The 19,600-nt window shown below is 50.3% G+C and carries 20 protein-coding genes; 11 read left to right on the forward strand and 9 right to left on the reverse strand.

Going from position 1 to position 19,600, the window contains the following annotated elements; translation table 11 throughout:
• Positions 1 to 4 precede the first annotated feature (4 nt).
• From ACXAGC_RS15580 to ACXAGC_RS15605, 6 genes are all read left to right on the forward strand, one after another.
• A complete protein-coding gene (locus ACXAGC_RS15580; protein WP_474845251.1) occupies positions 5 to 1,258 on the forward strand; it encodes an HlyD family secretion protein in 1,254 nt (417 codons plus the stop codon).
• A complete protein-coding gene (locus ACXAGC_RS15585) occupies positions 1,258 to 3,423 on the forward strand; it encodes a peptidase domain-containing ABC transporter (RefSeq protein ID WP_474845253.1) in 2,166 nt (721 codons plus the stop codon). Before ACXAGC_RS15580 ends, ACXAGC_RS15585 begins: the two co-directional genes overlap by 1 nt.
• A complete protein-coding gene (locus ACXAGC_RS15590; protein ID WP_349583825.1) occupies positions 3,416 to 3,667 on the forward strand; it encodes a helix-turn-helix domain-containing protein in 252 nt (83 codons plus the stop codon). The genes ACXAGC_RS15585 and ACXAGC_RS15590 overlap by 8 nt, the downstream gene beginning before the upstream one ends.
• 2 nt (positions 3,668 to 3,669) lie before the next feature.
• Entirely contained in the window at positions 3,670 to 3,978 is a 309-nt protein-coding gene (locus tag ACXAGC_RS15595) for a hypothetical protein (protein ID WP_474845256.1), read from the forward strand.
• Positions 3,979 to 4,043: 65 nt separating this feature from the next.
• Complete coding sequence (locus ACXAGC_RS15600) at positions 4,044 to 4,223, forward strand: hypothetical protein (RefSeq protein ID WP_474845258.1); 180 nt, start codon at positions 4,044 to 4,046, stop codon at positions 4,221 to 4,223.
• A gap of 82 nt (positions 4,224 to 4,305) precedes the next feature.
• A complete protein-coding gene (locus ACXAGC_RS15605) occupies positions 4,306 to 5,196 on the forward strand; it encodes an ATP-grasp domain-containing protein (protein WP_474845260.1) in 891 nt (296 codons plus the stop codon).
• 39 nt (positions 5,197 to 5,235) lie between these two features.
• Here the strand turns inward: ACXAGC_RS15605 and ACXAGC_RS15610 are convergent, their stop codons facing one another.
• From ACXAGC_RS15610 to priA, 6 genes are all read right to left on the reverse strand, one after another.
• Positions 5,236 to 6,324 carry an alkene reductase gene (locus ACXAGC_RS15610; protein WP_474845262.1) on the reverse strand — a complete coding sequence of 363 codons (1,089 nt, stop codon included), beginning with the start codon at positions 6,322 to 6,324 and terminating at the stop codon, positions 5,236 to 5,238.
• Between the two features lie 94 nt (positions 6,325 to 6,418).
• Positions 6,419 to 7,306 carry a LysR family transcriptional regulator gene (locus tag ACXAGC_RS15615; protein WP_474845264.1) on the reverse strand — a complete coding sequence of 296 codons (888 nt, stop codon included), beginning with the start codon at positions 7,304 to 7,306 and terminating at the stop codon, positions 6,419 to 6,421.
• 210 nt (positions 7,307 to 7,516) lie between these two features.
• Positions 7,517 to 8,848, reverse strand: coding sequence for an HslU--HslV peptidase ATPase subunit (gene hslU / locus ACXAGC_RS15620; RefSeq protein WP_474845266.1), 1,332 nt, complete (start codon positions 8,846 to 8,848; stop codon positions 7,517 to 7,519).
• A gap of 73 nt (positions 8,849 to 8,921) precedes the next feature.
• Complete coding sequence (hslV, locus tag ACXAGC_RS15625) at positions 8,922 to 9,446, reverse strand: ATP-dependent protease subunit HslV (RefSeq protein WP_119499945.1); 525 nt, start codon at positions 9,444 to 9,446, stop codon at positions 8,922 to 8,924.
• Positions 9,447 to 9,851: 405 nt separating this feature from the next.
• On the reverse strand, positions 9,852 to 10,415 hold the full coding sequence (locus tag ACXAGC_RS15630) for an SPOR domain-containing protein (RefSeq protein ID WP_119499943.1): 564 nt from the start codon (positions 10,413 to 10,415) through the stop codon (positions 9,852 to 9,854).
• Between the two features lie 155 nt (positions 10,416 to 10,570).
• Entirely contained in the window at positions 10,571 to 12,742 is a 2,172-nt protein-coding gene (priA, locus tag ACXAGC_RS15635; RefSeq protein WP_474845269.1) for a primosomal protein N', read from the reverse strand.
• Between the two features lie 176 nt (positions 12,743 to 12,918).
• Between priA and rpmE the strand changes: the two genes are divergently transcribed.
• The 3 genes from rpmE (at position 12,919) to ACXAGC_RS15650 (ending at position 16,072) form a co-directional block, all read left to right on the forward strand.
• Positions 12,919 to 13,131, forward strand: a complete 213-nt coding sequence (rpmE, locus tag ACXAGC_RS15640; RefSeq protein WP_303573891.1) for a 50S ribosomal protein L31 — start codon at positions 12,919 to 12,921, stop codon at positions 13,129 to 13,131.
• Positions 13,132 to 13,512: 381 nt separating this feature from the next.
• Entirely contained in the window at positions 13,513 to 14,766 is a 1,254-nt protein-coding gene (locus ACXAGC_RS15645; protein WP_303573892.1) for a malic enzyme-like NAD(P)-binding protein, read from the forward strand.
• Between the two features lie 97 nt (positions 14,767 to 14,863).
• Entirely contained in the window at positions 14,864 to 16,072 is a 1,209-nt protein-coding gene (locus tag ACXAGC_RS15650; protein ID WP_474845271.1) for an MFS transporter, read from the forward strand.
• Positions 16,073 to 16,120: 48 nt separating this feature from the next.
• On the opposite strand, the gene metJ is transcribed toward ACXAGC_RS15650, so the two are convergent.
• Positions 16,121 to 16,444 (reverse strand): met regulon transcriptional regulator MetJ, encoded by a 324-nt coding sequence (gene metJ, locus ACXAGC_RS15655; protein ID WP_119499938.1) that lies wholly within the window; start codon positions 16,442 to 16,444, stop codon positions 16,121 to 16,123.
• A gap of 156 nt (positions 16,445 to 16,600) precedes the next feature.
• On the opposite strand from metJ, the gene metF reads away from it, so the two are divergent.
• Complete coding sequence (gene metF, locus ACXAGC_RS15660) at positions 16,601 to 17,485, forward strand: methylenetetrahydrofolate reductase (protein WP_303573894.1); 885 nt, start codon at positions 16,601 to 16,603, stop codon at positions 17,483 to 17,485.
• A 277-nt stretch (positions 17,486 to 17,762) separates the two neighbouring features.
• Positions 17,763 to 18,647: a virulence factor BrkB family protein gene (locus ACXAGC_RS15665; RefSeq protein WP_119499936.1), complete on the forward strand. Its 885-nt coding sequence runs from the start codon at positions 17,763 to 17,765 to the stop codon at positions 18,645 to 18,647.
• A gap of 49 nt (positions 18,648 to 18,696) precedes the next feature.
• Here ACXAGC_RS15665 and ACXAGC_RS15670 read toward each other — a convergent pair whose 3' ends face one another.
• Positions 18,697 to 19,347 carry a DUF2959 domain-containing protein gene (locus ACXAGC_RS15670; protein WP_303573895.1) on the reverse strand — a complete coding sequence of 217 codons (651 nt, stop codon included), beginning with the start codon at positions 19,345 to 19,347 and terminating at the stop codon, positions 18,697 to 18,699.
• On the reverse strand, positions 19,344 to 19,586 hold the full coding sequence (locus ACXAGC_RS15675) for a DUF6677 family protein (RefSeq protein WP_119499934.1): 243 nt from the start codon (positions 19,584 to 19,586) through the stop codon (positions 19,344 to 19,346). Before ACXAGC_RS15675 ends, ACXAGC_RS15670 begins: the two co-directional genes overlap by 4 nt.
• Positions 19,587 to 19,600: the final 14 nt, after the last annotated feature.

Below are 19,600 nucleotides of genomic sequence, written 5' to 3' on the forward strand. Positions count from 1 at the left end.
AATCATGGAACACAAGCTGTTCAGACAACAGGCTTTGCAACATCAGCTGACAGCCAGTCAGGGAGACGTATTTGTTTTACCGTCTTTGCCTGTCAGGATGATCAGCCTGATGGTAACAGGTTGGGTCATCGTGATGGCCTGGTATCTGAATAGTCAGGAATACAAAACCTTCACCCGGATCAACGGCTGGCTGGAAATGTCAGAAGGCAGTACGCCGGTTTATCCGGACAATACCGGCGGACGGGTTGCCGCTATTCTCGTGAAAAATGGCGATGAGGTTGAGGCGGGAACCCCCTTACTTAAAATCAACAGCGGCCAGACGCTGGGCTCCGGCGAAGACGTGCATTTTGCAGTGCACAGTCAGTATGAAGTTCAGCAGGAACAGCTTGAACAACAACTACGCTATCTCACTGTCGCCCATAAACTGGCAATTGCAACGACCAGAAATACCGGCACGCAACTGGAGCGGGATATTAGCAAGCTTAACGGACTCATTGAGCTGGTAGGCCAGCGGATCGCTCTGGCAGAAACGTCTGCTAACTCGATGGCAACACTCGCCGATGCCAGATTACTGGCGAAAAATGAACATCTCAGTGCCGCCCGTGCTGTGTTATCGCTAAAGCAGGAATTACTGGAATACCAGCGGGAGCGTGAAAGTAAGCTCGCCTACCTTGACGAAAATCGCCACGAGCTGGCGAGGCTCCCCGCCAGTCAGGAGCAGGAGCGCCTTGATCTTCAGCATCAACTCAGTGCATTACGCAATCAGATGCTGCAGTGGGACAGTCAGCACAAGAAGGTGATTACCGCATCAAGAGCTGGTGTGGTATCCGATTTGTCTGTACGTAGCGGTGACTTCATCAATACGTCTAAACCTCTACTGAATATACAACCCTCTTCTGACACCCTTACCGGTAAGGTGTTGCTGCCAGCCCGGTCGGCAGGTTTACTGCAACAGGGTCAGTCAGTCCGCATTAAACTGGATGCTTTCCCTTATCAGCAATACGGCACCGTTGACGGTGTTATTACGCAAATATCTGACGATCTTATCCAGCCACAGAGTAAGCAATGGTTTCCTGTCACCACAGACGAACCGGCATATCTGGTTCAGGTTTCGCTGAATAAACAAAGCATCGCCACCTACGGACAGGAAACACCACTGAGAAGCGGCATGACCTTCAGTGCCGATGTGACGACACGGGAGTCCAGCCTGATTGAATGGCTTTTCGCACCATTACTGTCTGTAAAAGGGGCGTGGTAATGCAGGCCCTCTTATCAGCAAACCCGCTCCCTTCCCTTCGCCGTTCTGTTAAAACACCGGTGGTGTATCAGGCGGAAGCCGCAGAATGCGGACTGGCCTGCCTGTGTATGATATTGCAGGCCCATGGCGATAAAAGAACACTGGCCGAACTCCGGCAGGAATATGGCTTGTCACTGAAAGGGGCAACGCTGGGAGACATTATTACCATCGCTAAGCGCCTTTCTTTATCTGCAAGAGCGCTGAAACTGGACTTGGATGATCTGCCAAAACTGCAATTGCCCTGCGTAGTTCACTGGGATATGAAGCATTTTGTGGTACTCACCGCAGTGAACAAAAACAGCGTAACCATTCATGATCCGGCCACGGGTAAACGTAAAATGCCGTTATCCCGTTTTTCCGCTCATTTCACCGGCATTGCTCTGGAAGTCTCTCCGGCCCCGGCTTTTACACCGGTCACGGCTACCCCAAAGCTGACAATAAGCAGTTTCTTCTCAGGTCTCAGCGGGCTTCGCAGAACCTTGCTGCTTACCTTCTGTATTACCCTGCTTATTCAGTTATTTGCCCTGTTGTCTCCTTATTACATGCAAATGGTGGTAGATGATGCGCTGCCCGCAGGATCGTCTGACTTTTTGACCGCATTAACCATAGGCTTTGCGCTTTTTCTGTTAATTGAATGTCTGACTTCAGCGTTACGCCAACATATCCTTTTACACTTCACCAGCCGCCTGCAACTGCTGATGAGCGCCAGGGTATTCAGTCATTTACTGCAACTGCCGCTAAAATGGTTTCACAGCCGGCACACCGGCGACATTATTTCCCGTTTCAGTTCATTAAATGCATTGCGGGATTTTCTCACTGCCAGCTTCATTACCGTGATCATGGACGGACTGATGGCACTGGTGACAGTGGCAGTCATGTATGTTTATGCGCCGCTTCTGGCCACGGTAGTCATTGTTATCACCTTTTTGTATGCGCTGTTCCGCGTGTTTGCCTGGCATTGCGTCCGGCCTCATCACGCCAACAAACTGGAGCTGGCTTCAAAGGAGCAAACGCACTTCATCGAATCCATGCGGGCCATTCAGACAATCAAGCAATTTAACCTGGAGGCGAGCCGCCACGGCCACTGGCTGAACCGGCTGACATCATCCTTAAATGCAGACATCAGTATCGGCAAATGGGGTTTGCGTACCAGCATTGCCAAACAGGTCATCACCGGTGCCGAAAACATTGTAGTGATTTACCTTGGCGCACAGATGGCTATGGAAAATGCACTGACCACCGGTATGCTGTATGCGTTTATCAGCTACAAAAACCGCTTTGTTACCGCCGCTGAAAGTCTGATCACCACCGCACTGGAATGGCGTATGTTATCGCTACACATTGACCGGCTATCAGATGTGGTGCTGGCTGAATGTGAAGACGTACCAGTCGCTTTTTCCGGTGTAGACGGCACAGACAATACCGGCCCGGCAACTTTATCCCTTAGACAGGTCAGCTATGCTTACGACAGCTTTTCAGCACCGGTACTTGAAAATATCAACCTGACCGTTGCCCCCGGCGAAGCAGTAGCGATCACCGGTGCAAGCGGCTGCGGAAAATCAACGTTACTTAAATGTATTACCGGTATTCACCCGCTCAGTTCAGGCTCAGTATATTTCGGCACAAAGCCTGTCAGTCAGGGCGCACTGAAGGGCGTATCCTCGGCAGTGTATCAGGATGACGCCCTGCTCAACGGCAGCATTCTTGAAAATATAGCCGGCTATTGTGATTCTCCTGATATTCAGCGGGCAGCAGGCGCGGCACAACTGGCCTGTATTCACGATGACATTGTAGCCATGCCAATGCAGTACCAGACACTGGTCGGCGACATGGGCAGCACCCTGAGCGGCGGTCAGATCCAGCGGATTATGCTGGCCAGGGCACTGTATCAACGGCCGCAGATCCTGTTCCTCGATGAAGCAAGCAGTCACCTTGATATGCACAACGAAGCACAGGTAAACCACAACCTGAAACAGCTGAACATCACCCGCATTATTATCGCCCACAGGCCGCAAACCATCGCCATGGCAGACCGTGTGTTCCGGCTTGAAGCAGGCAAATTAACCGAAATCTACCCCGTCAGTACCAACCCCGTTATTGAACAACAAGGAGAGAGTCATGACTAATCCAACCCCTATCAATGATCGCCTGGAGCAGCTTTCCCGCCGGGAACTGCAGGTTGCCCATAAAATTATGGAAGGGCTGCCGAATAAGCGAATCGCTTCCCAGCTATTTATCAGCGAGAGAACGGTGAAATTTCACTGCGCCAACATTTACCGCAAGCTGGATATCCACAACCGTACCTCACTGATGGCGAGCTACTACCGGCAGTTTCATCAGCCCGGTACACGGATAGAGCAAGAGGGATAGCAATGTCCTTTCGTATCAATAAAACCGTGGCGTTTGAGACAGAAGTCCTGTTTATGAACAGTCTCATTCCCATGGCTGCAGCATCGCTGTGCTGCCTGATTTATTTCGCGATTACCAGTACATTACCCGATATGTGGGTGGTGGGTTTGACGTTTAATTTGTGCTGGATAATGAGTCTGCGCGAGACCATTTTAACCTGCTACCTGCAAGGGGTTTCAGACACAGTTGGCCAGTCGCCCTATCTGAAACCCGGCGTTGGTGATAACCGGACTTTTAGCCAGAAGACAGCGCCGGAAGACCCGGTAAACTAAAACCTGTTGTGAGTTATGCGCAACAAAACCCGTAACGGAAAAATAACCTGTTCAAGGAGAACATCATGAAAGAAACAACAACACCCCGCCCGTTAACGAATGAAGAAGCCTGCGAAGTATCAGGCGCCGGCCCGGTACAAACTACGCCGGTCACAGAAAACAAAGCCATCTTAATCCCGCCCCGCTATTTCACCCTGGCGCTGGGTGAAAATGGTGGCGATTACCCGGAAGAATCGGTTTACTGATTTCAGGTCTGATGATGCTGCGCAGACAGGGTTGTCTCCCGCACCTGTTGGCGTCAGCATCATTCTTAAAAGGACGTAATATATGATTCTTTGTCTGGGTGATGAATCAGACCATCAACTACAGCATGTAGTGACAACACTTCACGACCTTCAGGAAGAAACACTGATCCTCAATACGGCGAACCTGGGCGATCAGTTAAAGTTGCAATGGCAACCGCTTAAAAATGCCTTCACGCTTGTTGTCGATAACGAATACGTGGATATTGACGAAGCCAGCGCCTTTTGGTGGCAGCGCTTTTCAGCTCCACCGGCAACAAATCCTGTTGCCGGTAAAAATCAAATCAGTGCACTTTCGCCGCTTTTTTATCATCAGCCTGAGCGCTGGTATAACCCGCTGAGTGCCATTCGTTTTCACCAGGCCAAGCCCGTGCAATTGCAAACAGCATCGGCACTGGGCGCCATCATTCCCGATACGCTCATCAGCAATGATGTCACTGCCCTCAAACACTTCGCTGAGCAGTTTCAGGATGTCATTGTCAAACCGGTTTCCGGTGGTGCCCACACCACCTTGCTTCGTCAGCATGGCGTGTATACCAGTGAACTTCCGCATCAGCAGGACACTGGTGCAGTGACGTTACAGGCCCGGATTGACGGGCTTGATGTGCGGACGTACGTTATTGGTGATGAGGTTTTTTCCGGTGTTATCTACTCGGATAAGCCGGATTACCGTATTGATGAGTGCGCAGAGGCGCAGGCTACAGACATTCCTGAGGATATCCGCTCACTGGCCAGAACAATTTGCGCTGCTTTCGGGATGAAATGGTGCGCCATTGACTGGCGGTGTAACAGTAAAGGCGAGTTTATCTTCCTTGAAGCGAATCCCTGCCCGTACTTTTTGAAATTTGAACATGAAACACAGCACCCGCTCACTGAAACCTTATGCCGGGCGCTGATAACAACAGCGGAACACTAGTCCGCTGTTGTTGATGAAGCAGGTTATCTCAGATAACCGTTATGACGCGACAGAATAATCGGTATAACCTTTCTCTGCGCCACCGAACAAGGTATCAGGATCATGCTCTGCCAGCGCGATGCCTTGTTGTAAACGGGCAGGCAGATCGGGATTCGATACAAAGGGGCGACCGAAACCAATCATATCAGCCCATCCTTCTTCCAGCGCCTGTTCAGCGCGGTCACGGGTATATTTGCCGGCATAAATCAAAATACCGTCAAACGCCTCGCGGATGGCCTGTTTAAAACTTACCGCCATTTCCGGCGCATCATCCCAGTCGGCTTCAGCGATATGTACATAGCCGGCCTCTAACTCATTCAGGGCCCGCACCGCTTCAACGTACGTCTGCTCAGGGTTTTCGTCTACCGCACCGTTCAACGTCGTCAGCGGAGCCAGACGGATCCCCACTGCGCGACTGTCGAACACCGTGCTGACGGCAGACACGACTTCTTTCAGGAACCGCAGACGGTTCTCCAGGCTGCCGCCGTATTCATCAGTACGGTTGTTGGCTTGTGAATCAAGAAACTGGTTGATGAGATAGCCATTGGCTCCATGCAGCTCGATGCCATCAAATCCGGCATCTTTGGCACATTGCGCCGCGTGCCGGTACTCTTCAACGACCGCTTTGATTTCTTCTTTACTGAGTGCTCTGGGTACAGAAGACTGCACAAAACCCGGTGAGCTATTTTCGTCGATAAATACCTTCACGCCCTCAGCCTGAAGCGCTGACGAAGAAACCGGCTGTTTGCCACCCGTATTACTTTCGTGGGATACGCGGCCAACGTGCCACAGTTGCGCAAACATCACACCTCCTGCCTTGTGAACGGCATTTGTGACCTTCTTCCAGCCTTCGACTTGCGCTCCGGTGTAAATGCCTGGGGTCCAGGCGTAGCCCTTGCCCAGTTCACTGATTTGCGTACCTTCACTGATAATCAAACCGGCACTGGCACGCTGGGCATAATAAGTAGCCATTAAATCGTTGGCGACATCACCGGGCTGCGTTGACCTTGAGCGGGTCATCGGGGGCATGACAATACGGTTTTTAAGCGTTTTGCCGGCAAGAGAAATACTGTTAAATAATAGACTCATAAAGCCTCCTTCCATTTTCAATGGATGAAGCATATCGCAGCCTATTTGAATCATTAACAGCAATAAATTAAAAACACTTTTGTTATTTTTGCAATTATAGAGTGAGTCGCGGCGCGATATAATCCAGGAATGCAGAGATGCGGGAAGACACGGCACTGTTACGGTAATATACCGCCTGTACCAGTTCCCGCCGGTTCGGACTCAGGACATGGTCTGTCAGCACAGGCACCAACCGGCCGGCCTCAATATCTTCATACGTCATAAAGTGTGACAGCATCGCCAGCCCCTGCCCTGCAATGCAAAGTTGCCGCACGGTTTCACCACTTGAGGCACTGATGGCAAATGTAAGCTGCTGAGGACTTTTAAGTGGCCAGTTATTTAAATGCGGCGCGTCACTGAAACCAATTAAACGATGCTGCGAAAGGCTTGTAATATCGCCGCTGACCGGATGTTTAGCCAGGTATTGCGGACTTGCCACTACATGTAACCGGCTTCGCCCTAACTTTCTGGCATGGAGATTGGAGTCACTTAAATCGCCGATACGAATGGCGATATCGGTTTTATGCTCCAGTAAGTCAATGATGCTGTCGTGACTGGTCAGCTCCAGAGATATATCCGGATAGGTGCGGCAGAACCCGTCTATTAACGGTGTCAGCTGATGAAATACAAACGGGCTGGCTGCATCAACCCGCAGCTTGCCTGATGGTGTCCGCCCGAGCAGTCGCAATGCCTCCTCGCCTTTTTCCAGCATGTTCAGACCGTCTCTGGCGTAACGCAGGAAAAGCTCACCTTCTTCCGTCAGCTCTACCCGTCTGGTGGTGCGGTTAAACAGAGTAACATTGAGAGTCTTTTCCAGCCGCGTTACCGAGCGTGATATCCTGGCAACCTGCTGGTCCAGCAGCGCTGCGGCGGCAGAGAAACCACCGGTATCCACCACCGTTACAAAGGCTTCTAAATCTTCTGTTTTAGCATTAACCGGCATTGTTCAACCTTTTCATTTTCCACAAAGATAGCAGCTTACTAATTACATTTTATACAAATAACCAGAAAGAAACCTGACGTATTCAACGCAATCAACTTTGCAGGCAACAAAAAACGCGCAACCGTCAGACAGTCGCGCGTTTTAATATTATTAATGAGCAGCTACCGTTCAGCCAGGCAGCGACCCATGTGGTAAGTAACAGACAGAGCCTTACAGAATAAAGCGGCTGAGATCTTCGTTATCGACCAGCGTTTCTAAGTGTGAGTCCACATAGGCGGCGTCGATAGTAAAAGTTTCACCGGACTTCTCGGATGCGTCGAAAGAAATATCTTCCATCAAACGCTCCAGCACCGTGTGCAAACGACGGGCACCGATGTTCTCAAGGCGCTCGTTTACCTGCCAGGCTGCTTCAGCAATGCGCTGAATGCCAGACTCTTCAAACTTAATTGTCACGCCTTCTGTAGCCATAAGTGCACTATACTGCTCTGTCAGTGCCGCATTCGGTTCAGTCAGAATACGTTTAAAGTCTTCCACTTTCAGTGCTGACAGTTCAACACGGATTGGCAGACGGCCCTGCAACTCTGGGATCAGGTCAGACGGCTTACTCATCTGGAAAGCACCGGATGCGATAAACAACATGTGGTCAGTTTTCACCATCCCGTGCTTAGTCGATACAGTAGAGCCTTCCACCAGCGGCAGCAGATCCCGTTGCACACCTTCACGGGACACATCCGCAGAGTTATTGCCTTCACGCTTACAAATCTTGTCGATTTCATCAATGAACACAATACCGTGCTGTTCAACCGCATGAATCGCTTTTTCTTTCAGATCTTCCTGATTCACAAGACGGGCAGCTTCCTCTTCAGTAAGCATTTTCAGCGCATCTTTGATTTTCAGTTTTTTCTTTTTCTTCTGAGAGTCAGAATTCAGGTTCTGGAACATCGACTGCAGTTGATTGGTCATGTCTTCCATGCCCGGAGGCGCCATGATTTCAACACCCATTTGCGGCAGTGCGACATCGATTTCAATTTCTTTGTCATCCAGCTGACCTTCACGGAGTTTTTTACGGAATGCCTGACGGGTGCCGCGATCCTCAACCTGCTCCTTTTTACCCCACACGTCTTCCGGTGGTGGCAATAGAGCATCCAGCACACGCTCTTCCGCCGCTTCCTCAGCACGGAATTTGACCTTCGTCATTTCCTGCTCTTTAGTCAGCTTTACCGCGATATCTGTCAGATCGCGGATGATTGTCTCAACTTCTTTACCAACATAGCCCACTTCAGTGAACTTCGTGGCTTCAACCTTAATGAAAGGCGCATTTGCCAGCTTCGCCAGTCGACGGGCAATTTCAGTTTTACCCACACCGGTAGGACCAATCATCAGAATATTCTTAGGCGTGACTTCAACACGAAGCTCTTCCGGCAGTTGCATCCGGCGCCAGCGGTTACGCAGGGCGATAGATACGGCGCGTTTTGCGTCCTGCTGACCAATGATGTGGCGATCTAACTCGTGAACAATTTCTCTGGGTGTCATTTCAGACATAATAAACCTTCTCTTACTAACGCTGATGATGCTCAGCTACCGGCTGCATGACCGTGATACGGCCTGCAGTCGATCAATAATCTAGTACTTCAACCGTCTGGTGATGGTTGGTATATACGCAGATATCCCCTGCGATGGTTAAACTCTTTTCTGCTATTTCACGGGCTGACAATTCAGTATTTGCCAGCAAGGCCGTTGCAGCCGCCTGCGCATAAGCACCGCCGGAACCAATGGCAATTAAGTCGTTTTCAGGTTGCACTACGTCGCCGTTACCGGTAATGATGAAAGATGCCGTCTCATCAGCCACCGCCAGAAGCGCTTCGAGCTTTCGCAGCGCCCTGTCAGTACGCCAGTCTTTGGCCAGTTCCACCGCAGCGCGGGTAAGGTGCCCCTGGTGGATCTCGAGTTTAGATTCAAAACGCTCGAACAGCGTAAATGCATCAGCAGTACCACCGGCAAAACCGGCGAGCACTTTATTATGATACAGGCGACGCACTTTTTTCGCGTTGCCTTTCATTACGGTATTGCCCAGAGAAACCTGTCCGTCTCCGGCAATGACGACCTGATTGTCGCGTCTTACAGATACAATAGTAGTCACTACACTTCCCCATATTCCGGGTGTCGCTGGCTGTCGCGCAGCAAATTAATTTCAATGAAGAGATAAGTGGGGGAAGAGATAATTTTTTCAAGGGACAATCCACCAGCATCAATAAAGTCCGGTGTCAGGCCCGCAAACAGAGCAAGAAGAAGCCATTACAAACCTTCAGCAGTAGGAAAGCTGCTGCAGGGAACATGGTGAGCCTGTGGACGGGATGAAGTATTACCGGCGGGAAAGGCACACGATCCGGCGAAAAGAGATTGAGAACCCTAAGCGCAGGGGTTGAAGATATTCTGGTACAGAACCGTCAGCCGCAGGGAAGCGGCTGCCGAGCGCCCATGGATGGGTTTACAGCGAGTTCTGTACCAGAATATCGGAAGCCCCGACAGCGACGGGTTATCTACCTTAGAGATTCCAGTACAGGATCATGCAGGTGGTGATGTTTACTTTTCTCAGGCTGTGTCTTGCTCTTTCTGCATCACGTTTGGTTTGTAACGGCCCCATGATGACCCGGAACCATTCACCGTTAGAGCCGGTAGTGGCCCGAACCTGTGCTTCAAGACCCTGAAAGGCGATTTTGGCTTTCATTTCTTCAGCCTGCGAGCGGGTGCGGAATGAACCACACTGAAGTAAATACAGTTTGTCGGATTTTTGTTGCTCCGCGACTTCCACTTCGACTTCGTAACCGGGTAAGGATTTAATGTATTCCCATTCTTCCTTAGGCAGCTCAGGCAATTCCTCTTCTTCGACAATTTGCGGTAGTGGTTCCATCGGCGAGTCAGCCGTTTCATCAACATTGTCTTTAATAGAGAACAGAAAATAAATAAGACCCAGAATAGCGATCACCACAACCACCAGACGTGCCCAAATCTTAGTCCGGTTCGTCTCCGGCGAAGGCGGCTTGCGTTTATTGTTGTTCTTTTTATTTTGTGGCGCACGACCACGAGCTACATAATCACGTTGTGCCATATCCGGCGTAATATCCCGTCAAATATTGTTTGAAAAAAGCATCACCTGCTGGCTGATTATCACGTGATTAAATCAGCGCTTTTTAGTGAAACCGCACAGCAGTGTATCGTGAATTTTCCTAAAATGCTGCCGCTATATGCGTTAAGAAGCGAATACTAACTGAAGTCAGAGGGATCAACATCCAGTGACCAGCGAACACGGCTTGCCGCTGGCATCGCTGATAATAGCGGTAAGGCTTTTCTGAGTAACCCGTTGATATCATTACGCCGCGCCGACTGCAGGACCAGCATAAAACGGTAACGCCCCTGACGCTTCTCAATCAGGCAGGGAAGTGGCCCGTTTAATCTCACAGACGGACTTTGCAACAGCGACCCCGCCTGTTCAAGAAAATCCCACGCCTGTTCAGCATGAGTGGCTTCAGCACGGATCACCGCCTGAGACTGAAAGGGCGGCATCCATGATAACTTTCTTTCTTCCAGCGCCTGGCGGGCAAAATGCGCGTAACCGTTGTGCACTAAATCCTGCAACAACGGGTGCCCCGGATTATGCGTTTGTAGCCACATTTCCCCCGGCTTCGATGCCCTGCCTGCGCGCCCCGCCAGTTGAGTAACCAGTTGCGCCAGCTTTTCACTGGCACGAAAATCTGCGCTGAATAAGGCGCCGTCGCAGTCCAGTACAACAACCAGAGTCACATGGGGAAAATGATGCCCTTTTGACAAGATCTGCGTACCGATCAGCAATTGATACTTCTGCGCATTAATGTCATCCAGAGAACGTTGCAACTTGTCTTTGCCCCGCACCGAGTCGCTGTCGATACGGATTTGTTTCACGGCGGGGAACAACTTCGCCAGACCATCTTCAATCTGCTCCGTTCCCACGCCGGCAGTAATCAGTTTATTTTCACCGCAATGTTCGCACTGGCGGGGTACCGGTCTGGCGCCACCGCAATGATGGCACTGCAAACGTTGCTGGGTGCGGTGAACCGTGTAGGGCCGTTCGCACCGGCGGCAATCATAAGAATGACCACAATGATGGCAGAGCAATGCCGGTGCGTACCCCCGCCGGTTAACAAATACCAGTACCTGATTTCCCATCGACAAATGCTGGCGCATGATGCTCAGCATGCCATCGGCAATACCAAACTGCATCCGCTGGTCCCGTACATCCAGTACCTGCTGATGAGTGTTCGAAGCACCGCCGGCCCGCCGGGTCAGTTGCAGATGACCATATCGCTTCGTCAGGGCGTTGTTCAGTGTTTCCAGTGAAGGCGTCGCGGTGCCCAGAATAAGAGGAATGTGCTCAGTACTGGCGCGCATAACTGCGAGATCTCTGGCGTGATATCGCAATCCGTCCTGCTGCTTAAACGAATCATCATGTTCTTCGTCCACAATGATCATGCCCGGGAATTTCATTGGCGTAAAAATCGCAGACCGGGTACCAATAATGATGCCCAGTTCACCTTCCCGCGCACGCTGCCAGACTGAAAGGCGATCTTTGTCATTCAATTGGGAGTGTAATACGCCGATATCGATACCAAAGCGGTTGGCAAAACGGGTAACCGTCTGCGGAGTAAGACCAATCTCCGGTACCAGAATCAATACCTGTTTACCTGCAGAAAGAATATCTTCAATGGCCTGCAGGTAGACTTCGGTTTTCCCGCTTCCGGTGATCCCTTCCAGTAAAAAAGGCGCAAACTTGCCGGCCTGTTGCGACAACGCGCTGATGGCAACCGCCTGCTCTTTATCAGGCAACGGCTTCTTGCCGACATGAAAATAATCGAGCCACATTTTCGGTCGCAGGGGCGGCGGTTTACTTTCGCTGTACACAAAGCCCTTCTCTTCCAGAGCACTGATGATGGAGGAAGGAAAGGTATTTTTGAGATCGCCTTCGCGAACCGGCTCATCCGCCAGTGCCTCAAGACAAGCGTACTGGCGCTTCGCACGCTTCAGGGACGCCAGATTTTCATCAATGTTATCGCCGGCATGCCACCAGATTTCGTCCACCGGATTCGCCGGTTCGCCCTTGCGCAGCAGAACTGGCAATACGGTGTGAATAACCTCACCCACCGGGTGAAGATAATACTGGGATAACCAGTGACACAGTTTCAGCATCACACTGTCGAGCACCGGCCTGTCATCAATGACATGGTGAACCGGTTTAATTTTTCCGCTGTTCTCCGGCGTTTTCGCCTCTCCCAGAACGACGCCGGTTAATGTGCGGGGGCCGAAAGGCACACTGACCCTGCAGCCTGCTTCCGGTAATGTGTCACAGGAGTAGGTAAAAGCTTGTCGTAACGGTACAGGAACCGCCACCTCAACAAAACGCATAATCTGCCTATATTTTCCGCACTTTTTTACTTATCGTTCTTGATCAAAACGGCGTCATACATTAATATGCGCCGCTCTTTACGGCAAGGCCAGTTGTGCCTTGTATTGAATATAGTTGCGTATGGTGTTCAGCTTCGGGCTGGATTGCGATACGGCCTTATATAATGAGGTAACCCATGAAACAAGGTATCCACCCTACTTACGAAGAAATTACTGCATCTTGCTCTTGCGGTAACGTTATCAAAGTACGTTCGACTGCAGGTAAAGAACTGAACCTGGACGTATGTTCAAACTGCCACCCGTTCTACACTGGTAAGCAGCGTAACGTTGATACTGGTGGTCGTGTTGACCGCTTCAAGAAGCGTTTTGGTGCACTGGGCAAAAAATAAGTCCGGCATTGAATTGCGAAAAAAGCGCCTTTATGGCGCTTTTTTTGTGCCTTAAATCCGTTACTTAAAACACTTAACCCGTGTTCGTCCCGTTACGCTTTACTCAACAGCCCGCTCCACCGTCCAACCATATAAAATAAATTATAAATTAAAGTTAACTTATAAATTTCATCAATAGCCGACATTGATAATTCCGTTTTGTGAAGCTGCCCTCCGGCAACTAAAGTAAGCATAAGATAGCTCCTGATCAGATATGTACTGTGAAAGGCGTTGTGTTACATTTGTCGCAAGCTGCGCTTTATAACGAAAACAAGAGATTAGCGCAGGAACGACAAGTAGTAGTTGTGCAAAGACCAAACCCTGAGAAGGACACACAAAAGAATGTCAGATTTCAGACAACGCGCCCTGGATTACCACGAATACCCTACTCCGGGCAAAATAAAGGTAGAACTGTCGACTCCGGCTGACAGCGTAGATGATTTAGCACTGGCCTACAGCCCCGGCGTAGCCGAACCGGTACGTGAAATTGCCGAAGATCCTGATGCAGCATACCGATATACCGCCAAAGGTAATATGGTTGCAGTAATCAGTAATGGTACGGCCATTCTCGGATTAGGTAATTTAGGTCCGCTGGCATCAAAACCAGTGATGGAAGGTAAAGCGTTACTGTTTAAGCGTTTTGCCGGACTGGATGCTATCGATATTGAAGTTAAACACCGGACTACTGAAGAATTCATCAACACGGTTGCCAATATCGCTGATACGTTCGGCGGTATTAACCTTGAAGATATTAAAGCGCCGGAATGTTTCGAAATCGAGCAGGAGCTGATCAAACGCTGCAAGATTCCGGTATTCCATGACGATCAACACGGTACAGCCATCGTAACAGCGGCCGGTATGCTCAACGCGCTGGAAATTCAGGGCAAGAACATCGAAGACGCCAAAATTGTTTGTATGGGAGCCGGTGCTGCCGCCGTTGCATGTATGGAGCTGCTGATCAAGTGCGGCGCCCAGCGTGAGCGCATTTATATGCTCGATCGTAAAGGGGTGATTCATACCCGCCGTGACGATCTCACGGAACACAAAATGTTGTTCGCCAACAACACGGATAAACGTACCCTTGACGATGTAATGGATGGTGCGGATATTTTTGTCGGTGTTTCCGGCCCTGACGTATTGCCTCCAGAAACCTTAAAACTGATGGCACCAAACCCGGTGGTATTTGCCTGTTCAAACCCTGATCCGGAAATTAAACCGGAACTGGCCCATGAGGTTCGCAGTGATTTGATCATGGCAACGGGCCGTTCAGATTACCCCAACCAGGTGAACAATGTACTGTGCTTCCCGTTCATTTTCCGTGGTGCACTGGATGTGCGTGCTTCGACCATTAATGACGAAATGAAAGTCGCTGCGGTTGAAGCATTACGTTCAGTATCGAAAGAGCCTGTACCTGAAGAAGTATTGAAAGCCAGTAAATCAGCATCGCTGACATTTGGTAAAGATTACATTATTCCTAAACCTATGGATCCCCGTTTGCTTCACCGTATTGCCAGTGCCGTAGCACAGGCAGCGATTGACTCAGGCGTTGCCGGTGTTGAATCCTTACCGGCAAAATACACGGGTAACAAAGACTGATTGAAGCATACTGACTTCATTTGTTACGGGCCGGTTATACTACCGGCCCGTTTTCGTTTATCTTCCCGCTTCCCCTAATCTGACGGACAAAGATTTCATGTGGTCAAAAGCACTTATCGGGCTCATCATCGGACGAATAGCTACCACGCTTATCGGCTCAACCATGGCAGTCAGTATAGGCTGGCATTTATACGAAGCCACCGGCGAGGCCTTTGACCTGGCACTGGTAGGCATTTTTCAGATTGTGCCGGTGATCAGTTTATTCCTCGTGGCAGGTTGGGCTGCAGACAACTTTTCCCGCAAAAGCATTTTATTAATTTCTGCCGGATTGCAGTTACTGGTGGTGCTGGCCGTCGCTTTGCTGATGAATCAGCCGGAACTGAATAAATGGGCGCTGTTTTGCTCGTTATCGGTATTGGGCGCAGGGCGGGCTTTCTTCGCACCGGCCATTCAGTCTGTGTTGCCGAATATCGTCAGCACCGATCATCTGGGGCGTGCGGTGGCTGCCATAAGCTCCATCTGGAATATCGCCTTAACCGTGGGGCCTTTCCTCGCCGGCGTGTTACTGGCGGCGCTCGACCGTCAGCTCTACTGGGTGCTCATCATTTTCGGCCTGTTTACGCTGGGTGGCTTTTCTTTATTGCCCGCTCTGAACATTCATTCAGAGCGCAAACTGGCGCTTAAAGACATATTCAGCGGTGTGGAATACCTGATGCACAACAACGTTGTCCGCGGAGCGCTGTTTACTGATCTTGTGGTCATACTTTGTGGCAGTGTCATGGCGATATTGCCTGTGTTTGTGAAAGACGTCTTACATGAAGGTCCGGAAACACTGGGTTTATTGCGGGCCATGCCGGCTGTTGGTGCGACGCTTATCGGTCTGACAATGGTACGACGTAAACGGGCCATTGAACGCAACGGCCCGCTGCTGTTCTGGTCACTGATCATTTTCAGCTTTTCCATTATCGGCTTTGCCTTTTCACAGAACCTTTATGTGGCTTGCTTCGCTTTGCTGATTTATGGCGGTTCAGACATGATAAGTGTGGTGATCAGAAGCTCAGTAGTACAAATTATGACACCGGACGCATTACGTGGCCGGGTGAGTGCAGTGAACTCCCTGTTCATCGCGTCTTCCAACGAACTCGGAGACTTCAGAAGTGGTTCGGTGACAGCAGCTTTTGGTCCGGTAGCCTGCGCGGTTGCGGGCGGAGTAATGAGCCTGGGTATCGTGCTCCTGTTCCGTTCAACTTTCAGGCCCCTGTTCGAATTACAAAAAATCGAGCCGCCCTCAGCCAGACAAGACTAAACTTGCCCCTGATACAAAAAAGCCAGAGTGATTTGCTCTGGCTTTACTTTATTCTTCTTCGTTGTCGGCGGTGGGGTCGATCCCCATCTCTTCCATCATTTTCCTTGCAACGGCAGGAACACGGTTAGGGTTATCTTTGCGCAAATCGTCGTCGTCAGGCAGCGGCTGCCCGGTGAAAGCATGAAGGAATGCTTCGCACAGTAACTCTGAATTCGTCGCGTGACGCAGGTTATTAATTTGTCTGCGGGTTCGCTCGTCTGTGAGCACCTTAAGCACATTAATCGGAATAGAAACAGTGACTTTCTTTACTTGCTCACTCTTTTTTCCATGCTCTGCGTAAGGGTGTATATACTTACCATTCCATTCTGCCATGTGAAATCTCGGACTGCCTGTTATTTTACTTTATAAGCGGAAATTCTAAACAATGTAGCGAAAAGGTCAATTAAGCCGTGTAAACCTCTTGACGTCCAGACATATATTAATTAGTTTAGACGTCTAAACGTCCAAAGAATTGAGTGAGTCAACAAAATGGTTTCCTATGCACAAGGTATCGACGCCTTAAACCAGTCATTGTCCGAATTGCGTGACATTGATGTCTCTTTTGAATTTTTTCCGCCTAACTCGGAAAAGATGGAACAAACGCTGTGGAAATCTGTTGAACGCCTGGCGCCATTGAAGCCTTCTTATATGTCTGTGACCTACGGTGCAAACAGTGGTGAGCGTGACCGCACCCATGATGTTGTTAAACGCATTCAACAACAAACCGGTGTACAGGCAGCCCCTCACCTGACCTGTGTGGACGCAAGCCGTGATGAACTCAAACAAATTGCTCAGGAATACTGGGATTCGGGTATTCGCCGCATTGTTGCTCTGCGGGGCGATTTACCGAAGGGCGTAGATAAAACCGAAATGTATGCCTCTGATCTGGTGGCACTGCTGAAAGACGTAGCAGACTTTGATATTTCCGTTGCTGCCTATCCGGAAAAACATCCGGAAGCACCGAATGCCCAGTTCGACTTGCTTAACCTGAAGCGTAAAGCGGAAGCCGGGGCTTCTGAAGCAATTACTCAGTTCTTCTTTGACACCAGTGTTTACCTGCGTTTCCGTGACCGTGCTGCTGCAGCCGGTATCGATTTGGATATCGTCCCCGGGATCCTGCCGGTTACGAATTATCAGACACTGATTAAGTTTGCCGGTTTCACCAATGTTCACGTACCCGGCTGGCTGCACAAAATGTACGAAGGGCTTGATGACGATGATCAGGCAACACGTAATCTGATTGGCGCAAACATCGCCATGGAGCAAGTAAAAGTGCTGGCGAAAGAAGGGGTAAAACACTTCCATTTCTACACCCTGAACCGCTGCGAACTCAGCTACGCCATCTGCCACATGCTGGGCGTTCGCGCTGAATAGGCGGATTTCTCCCGGCATCTTCGCTGGGCGCGAAGGCCAGAGAAAAAACACGCCGGAACTCCATCCATGGAGGCTCGGCTGCAGCATCCCTGCTGCAGACGGTTTTTTCTCTGGCCTCCTCCCCCTTATCGCTACGATGCCTGGCAATTTACGCAATTTCGCCACCACGCCAGACATTACAATCTGCTGAGAAACCAACAAAACATTCCCCCCATGACTGCGAATGGTTACACTGTACAAGCATGAAACTATCCGTGCAGTTTGAAAGGAGTCTGTTTTGACAGATAATCGCTGGGTAAAGCTGTGGAATGACAAACGTCCCGCACTCAATGCCTTCTTCCATATTTTCCTGCGCCGCTGTAAAGCGGACAACATTACTATCTCGGCCGGACACCTGGCGTACGTGACACTGCTGTCACTGGTGCCGTTCATCATGGTGACATTTACTGTTATGTCAGCCTTTCCGGCTTTTGCATCAGTACGCAGTAAACTGGAACAATTCGTTTTCTCTAATTTTGTCCCGACTGCCGGCGATGTCGTCCAGCAGTACATGACCGATTTTGTTTCCAATGCCTCGGAAATGGGGGCTGTGGGTATTTTGTCGTTACTGGTCGTCGCCCTGCTGCTGATTTCAAATGTGGACAAAACACTGAACCGCATCTGGCGTACGCAAAGCGACCGGCCGGTTATTTATACTTTTGCCATCTACTGGATGGTGATTACTCTGGGGCCTATGCTCATGGGCTCCAGTGTGGCAATCAGCTCATATCTGGTTGGCGTGGCGGAGTTTGCTGAAGAATACACGCCCGGCGTGGGTACCTTTATGCTCACTTTGATCCCGAGTTTCGCTGCACTGCTGGCTTTTGTGATTCTTTACCTGCTGGTGCCCAACCGCCGTGTGCGCTATTCCCACGCTCTCATCGGTGCGGTCGTCGCCACTATCTGCTTTGAGTTCACGAAAAAAGGCTTTGCTCTTTATATTACTAACTTTACTTCATATCAGGTGATATACGGTGCGCTGGCCGTGCTGCCAATACTGTTTTTGTGGGTTTATGTATCGTGGATGGTGGTGCTGATTGGTGCTGAATTTACCTGCAGTCTGGAAGATGCCTTCGGTGACATCAGAGCCAGTGAAGAGCCGCGGAAGGTCCCTCTGGAATAGGCATAAAAAAAGCTGGCAGTAATCTGTCAGCTTTTCAGTTTTGAGTCGTTTAGTTTTTCATGGTGCGGATAAACGCATCTGACTCTGCAACCGACGCTTTCATCTCGTTGATTAAACGGGACACGTCCTGCTGAATAGTTTTCAGCTCACCTTCCAGTGCACCCACCGCACTGGCGTTCAGGTTATGCTTCAGGTAAAGCACATTATCCTGAAGCGCCGTTAATACCGGTTCCATGCGGCTCTCAGCCTTTCTCATGGCCTTAATCATGGTCTCGTACTGGCGACGGGTAGCTCGGAGCTTTTCTGCACTGGAGCGGCGCAGTTTGTCGCTGTCGTATTTCTCCAGCTCATCTTCCCATTCGGAAAACAGGGCTTCTGCAACGCTTTCCACCTTGTCGATACGGGCAGTAACGTCAGCAGCGGCAGCCTGGCTGTCCTGAAATTCGCCGTTAAGTTCATCGTAAACGTCTTCCAGTTCACCGCCGTTGAAATTAATCAGCGCGCTGAACTCTTCCAGTGCATCTGCAAACTGCTCCTGCGCCTCTTCCTGAGACTCTTTCGCGTTTTCAACACGGTCGACAAGAATGTCCCGCTTCTCTACGCCAAGCTTCTCCCAGGCGCCGTAATAAGCAGACTGACATCCGGACAGCGCAACGCAAGCTGCGACTGCCAGTAAACCGGTCTTAACATTACCCATCATAACTGTACCTCAGGCCCCCTGTAGCGGGCGGCATCAATAATGGCCCACAGGTGGAAAATAGCCCCCACCGGCCACAGAAAAAAGAAAATGACTGTTGCGGCAAGCCCGTAACAGGCGAAGCAAATCACGAAGAACACAAATGCTCTTAAGATCCGCCCCTGGACCAGATGACCTAATCCGGGAATAAAAAAGTTACAGATTGCTGCGATGACGTTACCGCCTGAACCCTGACCTGCCATATAAACTTCCTCGT

It is taken from the genome of Alteromonas sp. AWJ4_197 (assembly GCF_056160285.1).